Annotated in this window: 16 protein-coding genes; 14 read left to right on the top strand and 2 right to left on the bottom strand. The window is 62.6% G+C overall.

Translation table 11 applies throughout. The features are described from left to right. Position 1: 1 nt before the first annotated feature. Positions 2–1222, bottom strand: coding sequence for an NAD(P)/FAD-dependent oxidoreductase (locus tag AB8A50_RS13535; RefSeq protein ID WP_439077971.1), 1221 nt, complete (start codon positions 1220–1222; stop codon positions 2–4). A 243-nt stretch (positions 1223–1465) separates the two neighbouring features. Between AB8A50_RS13535 and AB8A50_RS13530 the strand changes: the two genes are divergently transcribed. The 9 genes from AB8A50_RS13530 to AB8A50_RS13490 all read left to right on the top strand — a co-directional run bounded on the left by AB8A50_RS13530 (position 1466) and on the right by AB8A50_RS13490 (position 12368). Next, positions 1466–3166 (top strand): amidohydrolase, encoded by a 1701-nt coding sequence (locus tag AB8A50_RS13530; protein WP_439077970.1) that lies wholly within the window; start codon positions 1466–1468, stop codon positions 3164–3166. 36 nt (positions 3167–3202) lie between these two features. Further along, positions 3203–4570 carry an aromatic ring-hydroxylating dioxygenase subunit alpha gene (locus AB8A50_RS13525; RefSeq protein WP_439077969.1) on the top strand — a complete coding sequence of 456 codons (1368 nt, stop codon included), beginning with the start codon at positions 3203–3205 and terminating at the stop codon, positions 4568–4570. 31 nt (positions 4571–4601) lie between these two features. Beyond that, positions 4602–6038 carry a glutamine synthetase family protein gene (locus tag AB8A50_RS13520; protein ID WP_439077968.1) on the top strand — a complete coding sequence of 479 codons (1437 nt, stop codon included), beginning with the start codon at positions 4602–4604 and terminating at the stop codon, positions 6036–6038. A 109-nt stretch (positions 6039–6147) separates the two neighbouring features. After that, positions 6148–7323: an ABC transporter substrate-binding protein gene (locus AB8A50_RS13515; protein WP_231079751.1), complete on the top strand. Its 1176-nt coding sequence runs from the start codon at positions 6148–6150 to the stop codon at positions 7321–7323. A 79-nt stretch (positions 7324–7402) separates the two neighbouring features. Further along, complete coding sequence (locus AB8A50_RS13510; protein ID WP_439077967.1) at positions 7403–9037, top strand: amidohydrolase; 1635 nt, start codon at positions 7403–7405, stop codon at positions 9035–9037. Between the two features lie 8 nt (positions 9038–9045). Beyond that, positions 9046–9915 (top strand): branched-chain amino acid ABC transporter permease, encoded by an 870-nt coding sequence (locus AB8A50_RS13505; protein WP_439077966.1) that lies wholly within the window; start codon positions 9046–9048, stop codon positions 9913–9915. Beyond that, positions 9912–10913 (top strand): branched-chain amino acid ABC transporter permease, encoded by a 1002-nt coding sequence (locus tag AB8A50_RS13500; RefSeq protein ID WP_309948418.1) that lies wholly within the window; start codon positions 9912–9914, stop codon positions 10911–10913. The genes AB8A50_RS13505 and AB8A50_RS13500 overlap by 4 nt, the downstream gene beginning before the upstream one ends. Then, on the top strand, positions 10910–11674 hold the full coding sequence (locus AB8A50_RS13495) for an ABC transporter ATP-binding protein (protein ID WP_439077965.1): 765 nt from the start codon (positions 10910–10912) through the stop codon (positions 11672–11674). Before AB8A50_RS13500 ends, AB8A50_RS13495 begins: the two co-directional genes overlap by 4 nt. Then, a complete protein-coding gene (locus AB8A50_RS13490; RefSeq protein ID WP_439077964.1) occupies positions 11655–12368 on the top strand; it encodes an ABC transporter ATP-binding protein in 714 nt (237 codons plus the stop codon). Before AB8A50_RS13495 ends, AB8A50_RS13490 begins: the two co-directional genes overlap by 20 nt. A gap of 29 nt (positions 12369–12397) precedes the next feature. On the opposite strand, the gene AB8A50_RS13485 is transcribed toward AB8A50_RS13490, so the two are convergent. Next, entirely contained in the window at positions 12398–12571 is a 174-nt protein-coding gene (locus tag AB8A50_RS13485) for a DUF1328 domain-containing protein (protein WP_089265352.1), read from the bottom strand. 354 nt (positions 12572–12925) lie between these two features. Between AB8A50_RS13485 and AB8A50_RS13480 the strand changes: the two genes are divergently transcribed. The 5 genes from AB8A50_RS13480 (at position 12926) to AB8A50_RS13460 (ending at position 20198) form a co-directional block, all read left to right on the top strand. Continuing rightward, positions 12926–15238 carry a GumC family protein gene (locus AB8A50_RS13480; protein WP_439077963.1) on the top strand — a complete coding sequence of 771 codons (2313 nt, stop codon included), beginning with the start codon at positions 12926–12928 and terminating at the stop codon, positions 15236–15238. After that, positions 15238–16392 (top strand): glycosyltransferase family 4 protein, encoded by a 1155-nt coding sequence (locus AB8A50_RS13475; protein WP_175368357.1) that lies wholly within the window; start codon positions 15238–15240, stop codon positions 16390–16392. The genes AB8A50_RS13480 and AB8A50_RS13475 overlap by 1 nt, the downstream gene beginning before the upstream one ends. A 70-nt stretch (positions 16393–16462) precedes the next feature. After that, the gene (locus tag AB8A50_RS13470; RefSeq protein WP_089265349.1) at positions 16463–17962 is read left to right on the top strand and encodes a lipid II flippase MurJ; all 1500 of its coding nucleotides are present in this window, start codon (positions 16463–16465) and stop codon (positions 17960–17962) included. 54 nt (positions 17963–18016) lie between these two features. Further along, positions 18017–19039, top strand: coding sequence for a polysaccharide deacetylase family protein (locus AB8A50_RS13465; protein WP_439077962.1), 1023 nt, complete (start codon positions 18017–18019; stop codon positions 19037–19039). Next, a complete protein-coding gene (locus tag AB8A50_RS13460; protein ID WP_439077961.1) occupies positions 19032–20198 on the top strand; it encodes a glycosyltransferase family 4 protein in 1167 nt (388 codons plus the stop codon). The genes AB8A50_RS13465 and AB8A50_RS13460 overlap by 8 nt, the downstream gene beginning before the upstream one ends.

Here is a 20198-nt window from a genome sequence, read left to right as displayed (position 1 = left end):
CCTATTTGCCTGCTTCGAATTTTTTCAGATCGAATGACGGATCGGCGGCCTGTTCTGGTGTTGGCGACAGTGACGCGGTGATCAGGCGACGCGCGATCATCTGGTCGCCCGGCCGGTTGATACTGTCGACGGCGGTGAGCTTGCCGTCGCGATAATAAAACACCGAGAACTTGCCATCATCCATCGACCCGCGGATCACCGCGCTGTCGGTCGGCGCGGAGAGGCCGACGATCTGCAGCTTGGCGTCATATTGATCCGACCAGAAACGCGGCACTGCGTCATAGGCTTCGGGTCTGCCGGCGATCATCGCGCCCACAGCCTTGCCCTGATCGGTGGCGTTCTGCACGGCTTCCAGCCTGACGCGGCGGCCGGCGAAGCCGTTGTGGTGATTGCTGACGTCGCCGGCGGCATAGATGTTCGGCGCGCTGGTCAGGCCATGTTCGTCGACATCGATGCCATTGGTGCAGGTGATATCCGCCTGCGCGGCCAGCTCGTCATTGGCGATGCCGCCAATGCCGGCGACGATCAGGTCGGCGCGCACCCGCAGGCCGCTGGAGCAGACGACCTCATGCACGGCGCTGTTGCCTTCGATGGCAATGACGGATTCGTTGAAGCGGATGTCGAGGCCATGGGAGCGATGGCTATCCAGAAGGAATTGCGAGATCAGCGGCGATACCGCGCGCTCCAGCAGGCGCGACTGCGCCTCGATCAGCGTCACCTTCTTGCCGGCCTTGGCGGCAGTCGATGCCACTTCGAGGCCGATGAAGCCGCCGCCGACGATGACGACGTCGTTGGCTGCTTCGAGCCGGGGCTTGAGATGCAGCGCGTCATCGAGGGTGCGCAGATAGACGATGCCGTCGCGCTCATGGCCGGACACGCTGAGCCGTCGCGCCCGCGAGCCGGTGGCGATGACGAGCTGATCGAACGGCAGGCTGCCGCCGCCGTCCAGTGCGATCCGGCCGGCTGCACGATCGAGCCCGATGGCGCGATGGCCCAGCACCAGTTCGATGCCCTGGGTCTTGAAATAGTCCTCGCCGCGGAGGAAAAGACTGTTGTGCGCGACGTCGCCGGACAGAAATGCCTTGGACAGCGGCGGTCGCTGATAGGGCAGATGGATTTCATCGGCGACGATGCGGATTGGCGCCTGATAGCCCTTCTCGCGCGCGCTGATGCCGGCCTGGACGCCCGCGTAAGAGGCGCCGATGATCACGAGGCCGCTCACGAGCGCGCTCCCTGGGTCCGATCCACACGCGAATTCAAAGTCTTCGACATCATCAGCTCCCGAATTGCGTCCGTATATTGAACAAGTGTTCGTTCTGCGCAAGGTGATGCTTTAGGCGTGAATTGCTGCATATGCTCAGTGACGCGGCAAATCCTGCTGCAAAATTCTGCTTGCCTGGAATTAGTCTAACGATAATATTCGCACATTCGTTCGTCTATTGAACATTGTTGATGGAGCGGCGAGATGCATCTGGGTGCGAAATGTCTGATTGCAGGAGCCATTGCAATTGGCGCCTCCGTCTTGCCGGCGGTGGCGCAGCAATCTGACCCGAACGCGCCCCAGGTCGTCCTGACGGGCGGCAAGATCCTCACCCTCGACGGCCAATCGACGATCGCGCAAGCGCTGGCCATCCGCGACGGCAAGATCCTCGCGGTCGGCAGTGACGCCGCGATCAAGCCGCTGGCCGGTCTGCAGACCCGGGTCATCGATCTCGCCGGCAAGTCGGTTGTCCCCGGCCTGATCGACACCCACGCGCATTTCAAGGCGGCCGGGCTCGGCGACTATGTGGTCAATCTCGGCGGCGCCAAGGACGTGGCCGGCGCGCTCGATCTCATTCGGGCGTTCGTTGCGAAGAAGCAGCCCGGCGCGTGGATCACGACCGGCGGCTGGCATCCGCCGTCGCAGCTGGCGGAAAAGCGCTACCTGACCCGCCAGGAACTCGACAGCGTGTCCCCCAACAATCCGGTCTATCTGCGGACCGTCGGTCATTTTTCGATGGCCAATTCGCTGGCGTTGCAGAAGGCGGGCATCAGCAAGAGCACGCCGGATCCAGCCGGCGGCGCGTTCGAGCGGGACGCGAGCGGCGACATCAATGGCGTGCTCGTCGAGACGGCGATCCCGCTGGTCGAGAACATCGTGCCGCCCTACACCGAAGACGAGGAGTTGCGGCAATATCGTCTCGCCGAGGCCGCGCTCAACCGCCTCGGTATCACCAGCGTCGTCGAGGGGGCGACAAGCGCGCGCGACACGCAGATTCTGCAGAAGCTCGCTCTGGCCGGCGATGCGACGGTGCGGGTCGGAACCATGTTTCGACCGGAGCCGCCCGCAGATTCGGCCGGGTGGGACGCCATCATGAGCGGCAACGGCGCCACTTCGGGTTTCGGCGACGATTGGTTGAAGCTCGGCGGCATCAAGATCTTCTACGACGGCGGCATGACCCTGAAGACGGCCATGATGCGCGACGCCTATCCGGACTCACATGACGATTATCATGGAATCGCGCAGGTTACGCCCGAACGGCTGAAGCAGCTGGTATCGATCGCCAACCTTCGCGGCTGGCGGGTCGGCGTTCACGTCGTTGGCGACCTCGGCGTCGATCAGGTGCTGGATGCGTTCGAAGCCGCCGACAAGGAAAAGTCGATCAAGGATCGCCGCTTCGTTTTGATCCATGCCAGCCTGATCCGCCCCGAACAGATGGAGCGGGCACGCCGCGTCGGGGCGCGGATCGATTTCCAGAACGCCTTCATGTGGGACAAGGCGGCGACGGTCGCGCGTTTCCTCGGCAGGCCGACCGCGGATCGTGCGGTCCCGACGCGCACCCTGATCGAGAAAATGGGACTGGAGAATCTCGGCGCCGGCACCGATTTCCCGGTCAATCCGCTGAACCCGTTCCTCACGATGTATATCATGGTGACGCGGAAGGACCCGGCCGGCCAGGTCTACGGCGCATCCGAAGCGATCGGGCGCGAACAGGCGCTTCGCCTCTATACTAGCGCGGCATCGCGCTACATGTTTGAGGAAACGCGGAAGGGGACGCTGGAGGCCGGCAAGCTGGCCGACCTCGTGGTGCTCTCCGCCGACTTCATGACGGTGCCGGACGACCAGATCAAGGACATCACCGCCGATATGACGATGGTCGGCGGCAAGATTGTATTTCAGCGTTAAAAGGCGCATCGCCAGAGTTAAAAAGGAAATCTTGCCATGATGAGCCAAGAGCAGAACGACCTGATCACCCGCATTGGGCCCAAGGCGCCCGCGGGCAAGCTGATGCGCCAATACTGGCAGCCGGCGGCACTGGTCGTTGAGCTCGAAGAGGATCGTCCGATCCGTCCGGTCAAATTGCTCGGTGAAGATTTTGTCCTGTTCCGCGACGAGCAGGGCCGCTACGGCCTTTTGGATCGCGACTGCCCGCATCGCGGCGCAGATCTGGCGTTCGGCCGTCTCGAAGGCGGCGGCGTGCGCTGCGCGTTTCACGGCTGGCTGTTCGACGTCGAGGGCAAGTGCCTGGAGACGCCGGCCGAGCCGAAGACCTCCAAGCTCTGCGCCGGCATCAAGCAGCGCGCATATCCCGTGGTCGAGAAGGGCGGCATTCTCTGGGCCTATCTGGGCGAGGGCGAGCCGCCGGCATTCCCGGAAATCGACTGCTTCGCGGCCCCCGGTCAGTACACCTTCGCCTTCAAGGGCCTGTTCGAATGCAACTGGCTGCAGGCGCTGGAGGTCGGCATCGATCCCGCCCATGCCTCGTTCCTGCATCGCTTCTTCGAGGACGAGGACGTCAAGGCATCTTATGGCAAGCAGTTCCGCGGCGCCTCCGCGGGCACCGAACTGCCGATGACCAAGATCCTGCGCGAATATGATCGCCCGATCATCAATGTGGAATCGACCGAATACGGCCTGCGCCTGATTGCGCTGCGCGAGCTCGACGAGGAGCGTACCCATGTGCGCGTCACCAACCAGCTATTCCCGCATGGCTTCGTCATCCCCATGAGCACGGAGATGACGATCACCCAGTGGCATGTGCCGGTCGATGACGAGAACTGCTACTGGTATGCGATCTTCACCAGCTACACGACGCCGGTCGACAAGAAGAAGATGACCGACCAGCGGCTCGAACTTTACGAGCTACCGAATTACACCTCGCGCAAGAACAAGACCAACGACTACGGCTTCAATCCGCACGAGCAGAAGCACGAGACCTATACCGGCATGGGCGCCGACATCAACGTCCACGACCAGTGGGCGGTGGAATCCATGGGCAAGATCCAGGATCGTACCCGTGAGCATCTCGGCTCCAGCGACAAGGCGATCATCGCCTATCGCAAGCTGCTGCGTGCGGAGATCGAGAAGGTTGCCGGCGGCCAGAGGCCGATGATGTCCCTTGATGCAGACACCGCACGCAGCATTCAGGGTCCGGGCACCATGGACGGCATCGGGCCGACCAAGGGCTGGGAAACCTATTGGATGGAAGTCGACGTCGCCCGTCGTCGCGGTGCGCCATGGATGGCAGCCGCTCCGGCCGATCAGACCGAGCCGGGGTCCAATGTCATCCACCTGCCGGCGGCAGAGTGAAGATCGATCAGAACAGCCGCGGGAGAGTGCGTTGAGTTTTGTTGAACGTCACGGTTTGTGGTCCGCGGAGCAAAAGGAAGCAGCCGTCCGGCTGCGCAGCATGGTCGAAGAGCACAAGCTCGAAGTGATCCGGCTGTCGTTTCCGGATCAGCACGGCATCCTGCGCGGCAAGACGCTGATCGCCAGCGAGGCATTGCGCTGTCTCGAAAGCGGTTGCTCGATCACCACGACCATGTTCGCCAAGGACACGTCGCACAAGACGGTGTTTCCGGTGTTCACCGCCGGCGGCGGCTTCGGCATTCCCGAAATGCAGGGCGCGGCCGATGTTCTGATGATTCCCGATCCCAGCACGTTTCGGATACTGCCTTGGGCGCCTGAGACCGGGTGGGTTCTGTGCGATGTGCATTTCGCCGATGGCCGCCCGGTGCCGTTCGCGACGCGCAATCTCTACAAGAAGGTGCTCGGCGATCTCGGCAGCCGTGGTTACGATTTCGTCGCCGGTCTTGAAGTTGAATTTCATATCTTCAATGTCGAGAACAACCGGATGAAGCCGGAAGACGCCGGCCAGCCCGGCAATCCGCCGGAAGTCAGCCTTCTCTCGCACGGCTACAATTACCTCACCGAGCAGCGCTACGACCAGATGGAGCCGGTGCTCGAAATCATCCGGCGCGACGTGATCGCGCTTGGTCTTCCATTACGTTCGGTGGAAGTCGAATACGGCCCGAGCCAGTGCGAATTCACCTTTGCGCCGACTGTCGGCCTGACACCGGCCGACAGCATGGTGCTGTTCCGCTCGGCCGTGAAACAGATCGCGCATCGCCACGGCTACCACGCCACCTTCATGTGCCGGCCGAAGATTCCGAACGTCGTGTCGTCTGGCTGGCATTTGCATCAGTCGATCGTATCGCGTGCAAACGGCGCAAACGCGTTCATGCCGACCGAGGGCACGCAGCCGCTGTCCTCGTTCGGGCAGGGCTATCTCGCGGGGCTTCTTACGCATGCGCGTGCGGCGACCGTGTTCACGACGCCGACCATCAACGGCTACAAGCGTTATCGCTCCTATTCGCTGGCGCCGGATCGTGCGATCTGGGGCCGCGACAATCGCGGCGCGATGCTGCGTGTGCTCGGCGGTGCCGGCGATTCCGCGACGCGTATCGAAAATCGCGTCGGTGAACCCGCCGCCAATCCCTATCTCTATATGTCGTCGCAGATCCTGTCGGGTCTCGACGGCGTCGATCGCAAGCTCGATCCGGGGCCATCAGCCGACACGCCTTACGAGACCAATGCCGATCTGTTGCCAAAGTCGCTGCGCGAGGCGACCTTCGCGCTCAAGGAAGATCCTTTCTTCCGCGAGAAGATGGGCGCGACCATGGTTGACTATTATACGCATATCAAGAATGCCGAGATCGATCGCTTCCAGGCGGAAGTCTCCGACTGGGAGCAGCGCGAATATTTCGAGATGTTTTGACGCGTCATTTCGGCGCGCTGATGCCGGATCAAACGGGCCATCTCGGCACGTTTATTGAATACAGGTTTGCCGAATAGTTTTCTTAACTTTCCAACGGGGACAACCGCAAATGAACAGACGCAGCCAATCCATTCTTGCACTGGCCGTTCTCGGTCTGATGACCGGCACGGCCTCCGCCGACACCATCAAGGTCGGCGTGATCGGCACCATGTCGGGCCCTTACGCGCTGTTTGGCAAGAACTTCAAGATGGGCATCGACGCCTGGGTCGCCGAGCATGGCACCAAAGCAGGCAAGCATGATGTCGAATTCATCTATCGCGATGAAGAGAGCCCGAATCCCGCCAAGTCGAAGGCGCTGGCGCAGGAGCTGCTGGTCAAGGACAAGGTGCAATATCTCGCTGGCGTCTATTTCACGCCGAACGCTATGGCCATCGCGCCGCTGCTGGAAGAATCCAAGACGCCGCTGATCGTGATGAATGCGGCGACCTCGTCGATCGTCGAGAAGAGCCCCTATATCGTCCGCACCTCCTTCACCATGTGGCAGAACACCGTGCCTGCCGCGAAAATTGCGTTGAAGAACGGCGCCAAGAAAGTGGCCATCGCGGTCAGCGATTACGGTCCGGGTGTGGATGCTGAAGCGGCATTCAAGAAGACGTTCGAAGGTGAGGGCGGCGCGGTGGTCGAAGCGGTTCGCATTCCGCTCGCCACCACCGACTTCAGCCCGATCATGCAGCGCATCAAGGATTCCGGCGCGGACACCATCTTCACCTTCCTGCCATCCGGCCCGCCGACGCTGGGTTTCGTCAAGGCCTATATCGACAACGGGTTGAAGGCCGGCGGAGTCAAGCTGATGTCGACCGGTGACGTCGTCACCGAGCCGGATCTGCCGAACATTGGCGATGCAGGCATCGGTATCCTCTCGACCTATCACTATTCGGTGTCGCACGACTCCAAGGAAAACGCGGCCTTCCTTGCCACCATCAAGAAGGGCGGCGGCAACCTCGACGAAGTCACCATGACGTCGGTCGCAGCCTATGACGGCGCGCGCCTGATCTACAAGATGATCGAGGCCACCGATGGCAAGCGCGATGCCGCCAAGGCGGTCGATGCCGTCAAGGACATGAAGTGGGTCTCGCCGCGCGGTCCGGTGTCGATCGATCCAACCACGCGTCACATTCGCCAGAACGTCTATCTGCGCAGTGTGGAGAAGGTGGACGGCAAGCTGATCAACAAGGAAAGCCAGACCTTCGCCGATCAGCCGGACTGGGCGCTGAGCACGAAGTAGGCAATGCCGGGGATTCCGCCTCGTTGCGGAATCCCCCTCTTTCTGCGACATCGTCGCGCGAGATGAGATTTCTTTCGACATGACCAGCCGCGCGCGCTCGCTTCGATTGACCAATGCCCGCATCTATCGTTCTGCCTGGGATGAAACCCCAGCGGACAGCATCGTTGTTTGCGATGGCAAGGTGGTCTGGATTGGTGCAGCAGATGTTGCGCCAGCTGCCGACGAGACGATCGATCTCGCGGGCGCCACCGTCATTCCCGGCCTCACCGACGCGCATATTCATCTGTTCGCCATCGCCCATGCGCGACTGCAGGTGCCGGTGACGCCGCGCGACGCGCCCACGATATCCGATGTGCTTGATTTGCTGGTTGCGCGTGCGCGCGCCATTTCCTGTGATAAATGGGTTTACGGTGCGGGCCTCGATGAGAACGGGCTGGCGGAGCATCGGCTGCCGACACGGGCCGAGATCGACGTCGTCATTCCCGATCATCCGGTGCTGATCCGCCGCTTCTGCGGTCATGTCGCCGTCGTCAACAGTGACGCGCTGCGATTGCTGGGCATCGACGATGCCACCGCCGACCCGGAAGGCGGAACGTTCGGGCGCTCCGAGGATGGCCGACTGGACGGCAGCGCCAAAGAAAGCGCAGCCGAACTGATATTCCGTGCTGCGCCGCCGATGGATCGCAATGAACTCACCACGGCTCTGCGCGCGACAATTGCCGATAGCGCCAGGTTAGGTCTTGTTGCTGTCGTAGAAGCCGCGGTCGGATTCACCGTCGGCTTCGATGATGAATTCGCTATCTGGAACGAGATCCGCGCAAATGGCGATGTGCTGCCAATGCGGCTCGGCTTCATGAACCAGCTCGACCCGGCTGAAGCGGCGGCGCGTGGGCTGGCGCCGACGCAAGACGCCGACTGGCAGTCCATGACACTGAAATATTTCGCCGATGGCATCGTCGGCGCGCGAACTTCGGCGGTGAGCGAGGATTTCTTCGATACGCCGTCCCGCGGCATGTTCATGCGCGATGAAACTGAACTGCAGCGCGTGATCGCCGACGCGCATGCGGACGGCTGGCAGGTCGCCGTTCATTGTACCGGCGATCGCGGAATCGATTGTATCATCGAAGCCTATGAGAAGGCGCAGGCGGCGTATCCCCGCGCCGATGTCCGACATCGCATCGAGCATTACTTCGTGCCGCCCGCCGGTGGGCTGGCGCGGATGAAGGCATTGGGCGCGCTCGTCGTCACCCAGCCAAGTTTCCTCACCCGGATGCGGCGCTCGATTACCGGTGCTTTCGGTCCGCGCGCCGATCGTTGCTATCCCGGCCGCTCCGTGATCGACGCGGGGGTCACTTACATCGCCAGCTCTGATGCACCGACCGGGTCGTGGTCTCCGTGGGATGGCATCGCCGATGCGGTGAGCCGCGCCTCGGACAGCGGTGCGCCGATCGGGCAGGGTGAAGCCGTCAGCGTCCGCGAAGCCATTCACAGCTACACGGTCGGTGGCGCCATCGCGATGAGGCAGGAAGACTGGCGCGGCACGCTGATGCTGGGTATGGCGGCCGATCTGATCGCCCTTGATCGCGATCTCTTCGCCGCCGAGTGCCTCCCTCTGAAAGAGACGAAGGTGTTACTCACCATGGTGCGCGGCGCTGTCGTCCATGACGCCATGCCGCAGTTTCCGGAATGGCGCTCGGGCGCTGCTTCGGCATAGGATCAATCATGCGTACCGTCTTCAGCATCATGACCGACGCCGTCGCCTACGGGATGGTGCTGTTCATCATTTCCATCGGCCTGTCCATCATGATGGGGCTGATGCGCGTCGTGAACCTCGCCCATGGTGCTTTCGCCATGATTGGCGGCTATCTGGCTTCCTATGCGATCCGCGACCTGCATGTGCATTACAGCGTCGCGATCCTGATGGCGGTGGTCGGCACCATCATCGTGTCGATCCCGTTCGAGATTTTGCTGTATCGCCGGATCTACCGGAAGTCCGATCCGCTGATTCAGGTGCTGATGACCATCGGTATCACGTTCTTCATCATCGGCATCGTCAATTTCATCTTCGGCCCGTCGTTGAAATCGATTCCACTGCCGCAGACCCTCAGTGGTCCGCTCGATATCGGTTTCCGCATGCTGCCGACCCATCGCATCTTTGTCATCGCCTGCGGTGTGGTTACGGCTCTGTCGCTATGGCTTCTGATCGAGAAGACGGAGTTCGGAATCAAGCTGCGCGCCTCGGTCGATCATAGTGGTATGGCAGACGCCTTGGGCATCCGCACCGAAATCATCTATGCAGTGACCTTCGCGCTGGCGATCGGGCTCGGCGCATTCGGTGGCGTGGTCGGCGCGGAGATTCTGCCGATCGAACCGTTCTACGCACTGCGCTATATGGTGACGTTCCTCGTCGTCGTCTCTGTCGGCGGCGCAGGCTCGATCCTTGGTGCTCTGTCGGCGTCGCTCCTGCTCGGCCTCGCCGACACCACAGGCAAGTATCTCGCGCCGGAGTTCGGCGACTTCTTCTTCTATCTGTCGGTGATCTTCGTCGTGTTCCTGTTTCCGCATGGCCTATTTGGCAGGTCGCACGCATGAGCGAGATCGTCGCGACCCATGTTCCGCACAAGCGCAGCATTCCCTTCGGTCAGGAGGCGGCAGGTGCGCTAAGTATCATCGTGCTCGGTGCCATCGGCTACTTTCTGTATCCGGACGATCTGGCGTTCCTGACGCGGCTGATCGGCATCGCATTCCTGGTGCTGTCGCTCGATCTGGTCACCGGTTATTGCGGCGTCGCCACCCTCGGCCATGCCGCGCAATTCGGCGTCGGCGCCTATGCCGCCGGCATTGCTTGCGTGCGTGGCATCACCGATCCCATCGCGTTGCTGGCGATCGGTGTATTCGCGGGAACGGTCATGGGGCTGATCTCCGGTGCGCTGATCACGCGGTTTCGCGGGCTCCCACAACTGGTGCTGTCGATTGCTGTGGGGCAATTGGTCGCCGCACTTGCCAACAAGCTGTCGTGGCTGACCGGCGGCAGCGACGGCCTGTCAGGCATCACACCGGGCAAGGTGTTCGGCATCTTCAATTTCGACATGTACAGCCGCACGGCGTTTTTGTTCTCGCTGGGCGTGCTGGTCATTGTGTTCGTGCTGCTGCAGCGTTTCGTGCGCTCGCCGTTCGGTCTGATGTGCCGTGGCATCAAGGATGACGATCTGCGCGCCAAGATGATCGGCGTCTCGATCTATCCGCGCCTTGTCGTGATGTATGGCGTCGCTGGTGCCGTTGCCGGGATCGGTGGAGCGCTGACGGCGATCAGCACCGGCGTCGTCGGTCTCGATAGCGTCAGCTTCGAACGCTCGGCGGAAGTACTGGTCATGCTGGTGCTTGGCGGTGCCGGGCATCTGTGGGGCGCGCTGGCGGGGACGATCATCTTCATGATCTTCGAGCACATCGTGGCCGCCGCCAATCCGTTCCACTGGATGACGCTGGTCGGCCTGCTGCTGATCCTGATTGTGGTGTTCGCGCCGCGCGGGCTGATCGAACCAGTGTTGTCGCTGGCCTCCCGCTTCAAGCGCAAGGGAGAGGCGGCATGACCAATCTCCTCGAAGCCCGCGGCGTGTCGTGCTCGTTCGGCGGTCTGCATGTGACGCGCGACGTCAATTTCAAATTGGCTGCCGGCGACCGCGTTGCGCTGATCGGCCCGAACGGCGCAGGCAAGACCACGCTCGTCAATCTGATCACCGGTGACATTGCGCCGAGCGAAGGCCAGTTCTTCATGGGCGGTGACGAGATCACCGGTCTCAGCATTCCCGATCGCGTGCGTCGCGGTCTGGTGCGCACGTTCCAGACCACGCGGCTGTTTGCCAATCTCACCGTCGCCGACAATGTCGCGTTGGCGATCATGCAGCGCAAGCGGATCACGCGCCGGTTTTTCTCGTCATCGACTGAGCTGCCGGAGGTGCGTGCCGAGTGGAGCGAGATTCTGAGCCATCTTGGTCTCGCCAAGCTCGCCTATCGCAAGGTGGTCGAGCTCGCTTACGGACAGCAGCGCCTGATCGAGCTTGCCATCGGCCTTGCGCTGCATCCGAAGGTGCTTCTGCTCGACGAGCCGGCTGCCGGCGTGCCGCATGACGAGGCGCCCAAGATCCTTGAGGCGATCAATCGGCTGCCACCTGATATCGCCGTCTTGATGATCGAGCACGACATGGATCTGGTGTTCAAATTTGCCAGGCGCGTACTGGTGCTGGCGGCCGGGCGGTTGATCTTCGAGGGATCACCTGATGAGGTCACCGCCGATCACGAAGTGCGCCGCGCGTATTTGGGGAGCTATGCCGATGCCCGCCGCGCCACTTGATATCCAGAACCTGAGCGCCGGCTATGGCCCGACGCGGATCATCGAGGGCATTTCGTTCTCGGTGAAAGCAGGTGATCGTCTCGCCGTGCTCGGCCGCAACGGCATGGGCAAGACCACGCTGCTGGCGACGCTAATGGGCCTGACGACGCGCCATGGCGGTGAGATCAGGATCGGCGACCAGGACGTCACGGCCAAGCGGACCTCGGCGCGCGCCGACCTCGGGATCGGCTATGTGCCGCAGACCCGCGACATTTTCGCCTCGCTGACGGTGGAGGAGAATCTGCGCACGGGGCTGAAGGGGCGGCCGGCGTCGGCGCTCGATGAAGCTTATGCGATGTTCCCGCGGCTGCGCGAACGCCGCGGCAATTACGGCAAGCAGCTGTCAGGCGGCGAGCAGCAGATGCTGTCGATGGCCCGCACACTGCTGGGCAAGCCCTCGATCCTGTTGCTCGACGAGCCTCTGGAAGGCTTGGCGCCGGTGATCTGCGACGAACTGATGGCATTGCTGGCGAAGCTGGCCGCCACCGGTGAAGTCACCATCATTCTGGTCGAGCAGCAGATCGAGCGCGCGCTGGATTTCGCGAGCAGCGTCATGGTGATGGAGCGGGGCCGTACCAGCTGGACTGGCACGCCGGATGTGCTGACCGCCGACCGCGCGCTGGTCGATCGGCTGGTCGGTGTCGGCATTCACTAGATTCCGGAATTGGCGCGCCGTCCGGCGCTTCAAGCCCGAAAGATCGTGATCCCCAATACCAGCAGCACGATGCAGATCACGAGGAAGATATAAAAAAGCACGCGCGCGACGTCGGCCGTCGCGGCGGAGATGCCGGTGAAGCCGAACAGGCCGGCGGCGACGGAAATCAGAAAGAAGATCAGCGCCCATTTCAGAAGGCTCATCGGGGAACTCCGGTTGCAGCAGTTCCGGAACGCCCCGCTCCGAGATTTGGTTCCGGCTCGCAACCAAAGCTGCCGCACCTACCTGGCTCGCTAATGCGGCACCGGCCCGGGGAGATGCGTAACAGCCTACTAATTGGGCAGCGCAAAGGTATTGGTTAGCATTTTAAACCTGCCCTTAACCAAAACATCCCTAATGAATGGATAGTAGACCTGCTCCCCGCAGTGGATTTGTGGTTCGGGGGACAAAGGGTTCAGTATGCGTGTCGCGGTCGGTCATGGGTGGTTGCGCAGGGTGAGCACCGTTGCGGCGCAGGGATGTGCGGTGCCAGCGCCCCGTAGTAAAGTCTGACGCGCATGTTCACCAGACGCGCCATCGTTACGAATACGGAAGCCGCCGATAGCGCGGCGGGCGAGAGTCCGCTGCTCAGGGTTTGGCGCAATCGTAGCCTGTTCGGCGCTGTGTTTCTCGGCGTGATGATCCTGACGGTCATTGCGCTGGTCGTGCTGCCCGTGCGCTATCTCGCCACAGGTTCGGTGATCGTCGCCGAGCAGGAGCCCAGCAACAGCAATGCATCTGCCGCCTGGGCGCAGAAGATCGGCGACCCCGCCGACGTCGAAAGCCAGCTCTTGATCGCGCGCTCGCCGCGGGTGATGCGGCTCGCCATGCAGCAGCCGGGCGTCACGGAAGCCGCCATTGAAGAGTGTCAGAGCAGGAGCAGCAGCTCCACCTGCGAAAAGATGCGGACCGATACGGCGGCGCTGATCGACTATGTGTCGGGAAATTTCGCGATCGGCGCTGTTGGACGTTCGCGCGTCATCAATATCTCCTACACTTCGTCGATCCCCGAAGTCGCGCAGAAGATGGCGAATGCGTTGACCAATGCGTTTCTCGACGAGCAGCGGACATCGGGTGCCAGCAGCCGCGAGGTTGCCGCGTCCTATCTCTGGAAGGAAGCCAAGCAGCTGGATGCAGAGTTGCGGGATGCCGATGCCAAGATCCAGGCATTTCGCCGCAACAAAGGCCTGATGCGCGGATCGCTGGCGCCGATCAGCTCGGAGCGGCTGAGCAGCATCAGCCAGCAGCTGTCGACCGCCGAGACCGCGCGTGCCGATGCGCTCGCCCGCCTGCAGGAGATCAAGGCCAATCAGGCCCGTGCTGTGGACTCGCCTTCCGTGCTGTCGAACCGCTCCATCGCCGATCTCAAGCAGCAGCTCACGGTTGTCACTGCGCAGCTCGCCAGCCAGGCCAATGTGCTGGGGCCGCGGCATCCGTCGCTGCGTGCGTTGGAGCAGGAGCAGTCCGCGATCAAGGAGCGCATGGCCACGGAAGTGGCGAGCATTGCCGCCAGCGCGCAGAAGGCGTTCGACGCCAATGATGCCCTCGTGAACGCGCTTAAAAAGCAGATGGATGCCGTGAAGGCTGAAGTCGGCTCGGCGACATCGGACGAAGCCTCGATTGAGAGCATGGTCCGCAGCACCGAGATCAAGCGCCAGCAATATGCCGATCTCTACAAGCGCGCCAGCGAACTCGAAACCGAGCGGCGCGTGCTGATTGGCAATACACGACTGGTCAGCCTTGCCGAACTGCCGACCAAGCCGTTTTTCCCGAAGAAAATTCCGTTCCTGGCCGCTGGCGGCACGCTCGGCCTGCTGCTCGCATTCGTCGCAGCTTTCTTCGGCGATCGCGTCAATCTTGCGGGTCTGTCCCGGCTGCGGACGGCAACTATTCGCCCGGTGCGTGCAGCCGCGCCTGCCGCCGCTGCGCCTGCCGCCATAACTGCACCTGTCGCGGTCGCTGCGCCAGTCGCTCCAGCGCCCGTCCAGACGACTGCCCCCGTGACGCCGCGTCCCGGACCGCCGCTGCCGACGTCGTCATCGGAATTGGCCGTCGTCACCGGCGCGCCCGTTCTGGCGCGATTGCCGACCGTCAAGCGCGATCCATCGGAATCGCCGATCGGTGCGATCCTCACAGCGCAGTCCGGCGCCTCGCTGGCGCGCGCGCTGCCGCTCGCGCTGCAGGATCGGCACTATCAGGATGCACTCCGCGATCTGGCGACGGGCCTGCTCGCGTCGAACGACGCCAGGACACGCCGCAAGATTCTGGTCGCGTCGCCGACGACGGCCGAGGGCAAAACGTTTCTGACCCTGACCCTGGCGCAATATCTCGCAACGGCTGGCCGCAGTGTGCTGGTGATCGAATGCGATTTCGGCGCGCCGAAGTTCGAAACAGCCTTGGGCTTACGCAGCAGCATGGGGTTGCAGGGAATTCTGCGCGGCGACATCACGCCGCGCGAAGCGGTGGTCCGCACCGCGACTCCCAATCTCGACGTCATTCCGGCCGGGCCGTTCTCGGCATCCGCCGAATTGCTGATGCGTAAACCACTCGGTGATCTCCTGCTCTGGAGCCAGATCTACGACGTTGTCCTGATCGACGCGCCATCGCCGGGCATCCAGACCGATCTGGGCGTGCTGGCCAGGCAGGTCGATGGTGTGCTGCTCTGCATGCGTTCCGGCCGCTCCTCGATCGGGCAGGCAGTGGCGACATCCAGCGCGATCCGTGTCGCGGGCGGCAGCGTCTTCGGCATTGCCGTCACCATGATGCCGGACGCCAATACGCCGAGCGGCACAGACCGGGTTTCGAATAATGCCTATGCCGGAGCGACGTGATGCCCGCTCCCAGCGTTCTGTTCGTCTGCCATACGGGCTCGATCTCCGGCGCTGAGCTCGTTCTGATCGATCTTGTTCAGCCATGGGCGGGCGAGGCGGCCTTCCTGTTCGAGGATGGCCCGCTGCATCAGGCGCTTGCAGCCAAGGGCCTGAAGGTGCGTGTGTCGCGCTGGGGCGAGGGGCTCTCGGATGTCAGGCGCGACAGCTCAATCCTGAAAGCCTTTCCGCTGATTGGCCGGCTCGGGGCCATCATTGCCGAATTGACGCGCGAAGCGCGCCGTCATGACGTCATCTATGCGAATTCGCAGAAGGCCTTTGTGTTATCGGCCGTCGCCGCCACGCTGGCGCGGCGTCCGCTGATCTGGCACCTGCACGATATCATCAGCAGTGAGCATTTCGGCGCCACGCAGCGCCGCGTGCAGGTGGCGCTGGCGAATTATTGTACGGCAAAGGTGGTCGTTCCTTCGCAAGCTGCTGCAGATGCCTTCATTGCCCAAGGCGGCCGCAAGGAGCTGGTCGCGATCGTGCCCAACGGTCTTGATGTGCCGCCGGACGCCAGCACGCCGCTCGAGATCAGGCGCGAGTTGAAATTACCCGAAGGGCCGCTCGTCGGCGTCTTCAGCCGCCTCGCGGCCTGGAAGGGGCAGCATATCGTGTTGCAGGCTCTGGCAAAGACGCCGGGCGTCAGCTGTATTATTGCAGGGGCTGCGCTGTTTGGCGAAGAGCCTTATGCCGAGAAGCTCAACCGGATGGTGGCGGATCTCGGTCTCGGCGATCGCGTGCATTTCCTTGGCCAGCGCAACGACGTGCCGCGGCTGATGCGCGCCGTCGATGCGATGATCCATCCCTCGATCGATCCCGAACCGTTTGGCCGAACGCTGGTCGAAGCCATGCTCGCCGATGTGCCTGTGATTGCGACGGATGCCGGTGCGGCGTCCGATATTCTCGAGGCCGGCAAGGCGGGAACGCTGGTGCCGCCCGGGGATGCCGATGCGCTGGCCGCCGCTATTACCAAGGTCATGTCGCGCCCGCCTGAACTGGCGGGCCAGTTGCACTATGCCGAAGCGCGGGCTCGGTCGCATTACAGCGTCGATCAGATGCTGCAGACGGTTTCAAACCTGATCGGGCGAGCGGCCGCGGGAGCGCCTGTGTGATCGCGCATCGCTGCTCAGTTTGCAATTTGAGTTCCTGGACGGCCCCTGATCGGGCCGTAGCGGCGCGCTTATGAGCGGCGCCCGGCACTCGACGCGGAAGTTTACGGCAATTCTCATCAGCGGTGCGCTGACCAGCAAGCTGCTGGGTTTCGGCCGTGAGATCTTGATGGCGCAGGTGCTTGGCGCTTCGCTGGTCGCCGACGGTTTTCGTGGTGCGATCACGGCGGTAATGCTGCCGCTGGCCTTTCTGCAGAACGAAACCGTCCCCGCCGTAATGATCCCAATGCACCGGGATGCGCTGAAGGACGGCAACGGACCTCAGCGCCTCGGCGCCATGACGGTGGCGATCACCGGCATTGCCATGATCCTGATGATCGGGCTGCAGGCGCTCGGTGAGCGGGCTGTGGATGCGCTGGTCGGCGGCTTTTCGGCGGAGGGGCGTAGCCTCACTCTCGACTTCATTCGCATCATGGCGCTGGGCATGCCGGCCTCGGCGATGATCAACGTACTGGCTGCGGGTGAAATCGCACTCGGCCGGACACGCCTGACGAATATCCGCGCCAGCATCCTGAACGTCGCCGTGCTGATGGGCATTGCTCTCGTTGCTGTGTCCGGCAACTTCCATACGCTGGCCTGGTCGTTCTCGGCTGCCTTCAACGCGCTTGGCGCCTGGGGTCTGTACACGATGTGGCGCGAAGGGGTGCTCAGCTTCAAGGGCCTGTCGCTGTCATCAGTGCTGGCGTCAGGCCGCGAATTCTTTCGTCGGCTGCGACCGCTGCTCGCGCTACCGGTCGCCGAACAGGCCAATGTCTGGATCGAACGCCTGCTGGCATCGCGGGTCGGGACCGGTGCAGTGGCCTCGCTGGACTATGCACGCACGCTGACCGAAAGCGCGTTGCTGCTGATCAGCCAGCCGGTCGGGCTGGCGGTGTTGTCCAGCCATCCACCAAAGGACGTCGGCGCGCAGATCGAAGGGATCGCTCGGCCTATTCTCGCACTCGCGGTGCCGGCATCGGTCTTTCTCGCCATGTTCGCGCCGGAGATCGTGCGGCTGGTTTTTCTGCGCGGCGCCTTCAACGAGCAGGCGCTGTTCCTGACCAGTCAGGCCTTGCGCGGCATCGCGCTTGGCCTATGGGCTGCGACGCTTGGCTGGATCCTGATCCGCATCCTCAATGGCGCAGGCCGGAATTTTGCGGCCGCTGCCATCATCGTCACTGCCTATCTGGTTAATATCGTAGTTAACCTTCTCACCTCATACCTGCCCACGGCGCATGAATGGGGCACCTTGTTGCTTGGACTGGGCGAAGCCGCCCGTGGTATCGTTCTTCTGGCTGGCGTCATGATCGTCCTGGGGTCCCGGCGCAAGCTGCTCTACCTGATGTTTCTCGCGTGTTTCCCGGCAGCGCTGATGGCACTCTTCAGCTGGCAAATTCACGAGGTTCTGACGGGCCCGTGGCAGCGGCTTTTCGCCGGTGGTTTTGCCTATCTGGTCTGCCTCGCGCTGTCTGTCGCGATGCTGATGCCGGGCGTCTACATTGCGGCATTTGCGCGCGTCCGGGGGCGCTTGTGATTTTGATATGTGTTTTTGTATTAGAGAGTGCCTTGATCGTCTGAGGACTTTTCGATGAAGCACCTGTTATCCAGCGCCGCCCGACGCATGGCGTCTTCCGAAGCGCTGGTTCGCCCGATCAGCATGGCTGCCGATATGTTCATGGGCACGCGTGGCTGCCTGATGACCTTTCATCGCGGCGCCTCCGCTCGGGCCTGGGAAAAACTGCCGAACCGCGATTTCTATCTCGACACAAATTTTCTCGATCAGTTCCTGTCGCATCTGAAGCAGCGCGGCTGGGATGTCGTGACGATGGAAGAGGCGATCCAGCGATCGAAGGCCGGTAAGTCCAACGATCGCTTCGTCAACTTCTCGGTCGACGATTGCTATCGCGACACCTATGAGGAGATCGTGCCGCTGTTTCGCCGTCACAACGTGCCGGTGACGTTATTTGTCACGACGGGTATTCCCGACGGTACGCTTCCGCTGTGGGCCGCAGGTCTGGAAGATGCGCTGCTCAACAACGACCGCGTCATCCTTGAGGATGGCACGATCGACGTGCCGACGTCTGACGACAAGCGCGCCGCATTCCATCGGATTGCGGATCGTTGGGACGGCCCGCAGGCGGCAGGCTGCTACGCGAAATTTTGCGAGCTCAATGGTGTCGACATCGACGCGATGCACTGGAAGCACGCGATCACCTGGGAGATGCTCGAGGAGTTGCGCGACGATCCGTTGGTGGAGATCGGCGGCCACACCGTGACGCATGCCCGTATTTCGTCGCTGTCGCCTGATGGCGCACGCTTCGAGCTCAAGGGCAGTCGCGATCGGTTGGTCGAGCGCCTTGGTATTCCCGCCAGGCATTTCGCATTTCCCTATGGACGTTCGGGCGATTGCGGTCCGCGCGATTTCGCGATCGCGCGCGATGCCGGTTATGCGAGTGCAGCGACAACGCGCAAGGGCCTCGTACGCAACGGCCAGGATGCTTACAACTTGCCACGCTGCACGATCAACGGCGCGGATCGCAGTCTCGCGACCATGGAGCTCCATCTGTCTGGCCTGACGGGTGTGGCCGCGAGGATGACGGGGCGTGTCTAGCAGTCGTCGTCTCAAGGTCCTCTCGATTGCACATTCCGCCGTCAGCCGCGATGCGGGGCGTCTGCGATACTATCCACTCGTCGGACGCGATGACGTCGATATGCATCTCGTCGTCCCGGCTACCTGGTACCAGTTCGGCCGTACGATCATTGCAGATCCGTCCGACGATCCCGGCATGACCGTGCATGTGATGCCGATCCGCCTGCCGCGCGCCGGCCCGATGAGCTGGTATCTGCATTTTTATCCTAGCTTACGGCGTCTCATCCGTGAGGTCGATCCCGATGTAATCCATCTCTGGGAAGAGCCGTGGAGCGTCGTTGCGATGCAGGCGCGCATCCTCAAGGGGCGCGCCGCGATGGTCCTGGAAGTCGATCAGAACATTCTGAAGCGCTTGCCGCCGCCATTCGAGTTCATCCGCAAGGACGTGTTGCGGAACACCGATCATATTCTCTCGCGCAGTCCGGAAGCGACAGCAGTCGTTCGCGCGTGCGGCTATACCGGCCCAGCGTCGCCGATCGGCTATGGCGTCGATCTCGCAACCTTCAATCAGACCGGCGCGCGCCAGGCGCCGATTGCGCCCGGGCAGGGGCTGCGCATTGGCTATGTCGGGCGTCTCGTCGAGGAGAAGGGTCTCGACGACGCGCTTGACGCCATGAAGCGCGCCACGGCGGATGTGACATTGGCGATCATGGGCGAAGGTCCGCATGAGCCTGCGTTGAAACTGCGCGTCAACGAACTGGGACTGACCGACCGCGTCACATTCCGGGGCTGGGGCAAACCGGCCGATGTCGCGTCATTCCTGAGCGGTCTCGATGCAATGATCCTGCTGACGCGCACCACCAGCGCCGTGCGTGAGCAGTTCGGCCGGGTGATCGTCGAGGCGCAGGCTTGCGGCGTGCCGGTGATCGGTTCGACGGGCGGCGCTATTCCCGATGTTGTCGGCAAGGGCGGCTGGACTATTCCCGAGCGCGATCCGGATGCGCTGGCGACACTGCTGGATCGGCTTGCCGCCGACCCGCAGCAGTTGCTGGACCGCGGCGTAGCCGCGCGCGACAACGTGCTGACGCGTTTCACTTACGAGGTGGTGGCGAATGCGTTGGTGTCGGCCTGCCAGCAGGCCGCTGATGCAAAGCGGGGGGCGGACCGGTCCCTCCCGTGA

The organism is Tardiphaga sp. 841_E9_N1_2 (assembly GCF_051811065.1).
Lineage (GTDB): Bacteria > Pseudomonadota > Alphaproteobacteria > Rhizobiales > Xanthobacteraceae > Tardiphaga > Tardiphaga robiniae.
The sequence above is the reverse complement of the archived record's forward strand: the minus strand, read 5'-3'. Positions and strand labels throughout refer to the sequence as shown.

Excerpts from the sequence above, each read along its gene's own strand:
- AB8A50_RS13530 (WP_439077970.1), top strand. The coding sequence starts at position 1,466 with ATGCATCTGGGTGCGAAATGTCTGATTGCAGGAGCCATTGCAATTGGC.
- AB8A50_RS13525 (WP_439077969.1), top strand. The coding sequence starts at position 3,203 with ATGATGAGCCAAGAGCAGAACGACCTGATCACCCGCATTGGGCCCAAG.
- AB8A50_RS13515 (WP_231079751.1), top strand. The coding sequence starts at position 6,148 with ATGAACAGACGCAGCCAATCCATTCTTGCACTGGCCGTTCTCGGTCTG.
- AB8A50_RS13510 (WP_439077967.1), top strand. The coding sequence starts at position 7,403 with ATGACCAGCCGCGCGCGCTCGCTTCGATTGACCAATGCCCGCATCTAT.
- AB8A50_RS13505 (WP_439077966.1), top strand. The coding sequence starts at position 9,046 with ATGCGTACCGTCTTCAGCATCATGACCGACGCCGTCGCCTACGGGATG.
- AB8A50_RS13500 (WP_309948418.1), top strand. The coding sequence starts at position 9,912 with ATGAGCGAGATCGTCGCGACCCATGTTCCGCACAAGCGCAGCATTCCC.
- AB8A50_RS13495 (WP_439077965.1), top strand. The coding sequence starts at position 10,910 with ATGACCAATCTCCTCGAAGCCCGCGGCGTGTCGTGCTCGTTCGGCGGT.
- AB8A50_RS13490 (WP_439077964.1), top strand. The coding sequence starts at position 11,655 with ATGCCCGCCGCGCCACTTGATATCCAGAACCTGAGCGCCGGCTATGGC.
- AB8A50_RS13485 (WP_089265352.1), bottom strand. The coding sequence starts at position 12,571 with ATGAGCCTTCTGAAATGGGCGCTGATCTTCTTTCTGATTTCCGTCGCC.
- AB8A50_RS13480 (WP_439077963.1), top strand. The coding sequence starts at position 12,926 with ATGTTCACCAGACGCGCCATCGTTACGAATACGGAAGCCGCCGATAGC.
- AB8A50_RS13475 (WP_175368357.1), top strand. The coding sequence starts at position 15,238 with ATGCCCGCTCCCAGCGTTCTGTTCGTCTGCCATACGGGCTCGATCTCC.
- AB8A50_RS13470 (WP_089265349.1), top strand. The coding sequence starts at position 16,463 with ATGAGCGGCGCCCGGCACTCGACGCGGAAGTTTACGGCAATTCTCATC.
- AB8A50_RS13465 (WP_439077962.1), top strand. The coding sequence starts at position 18,017 with ATGAAGCACCTGTTATCCAGCGCCGCCCGACGCATGGCGTCTTCCGAA.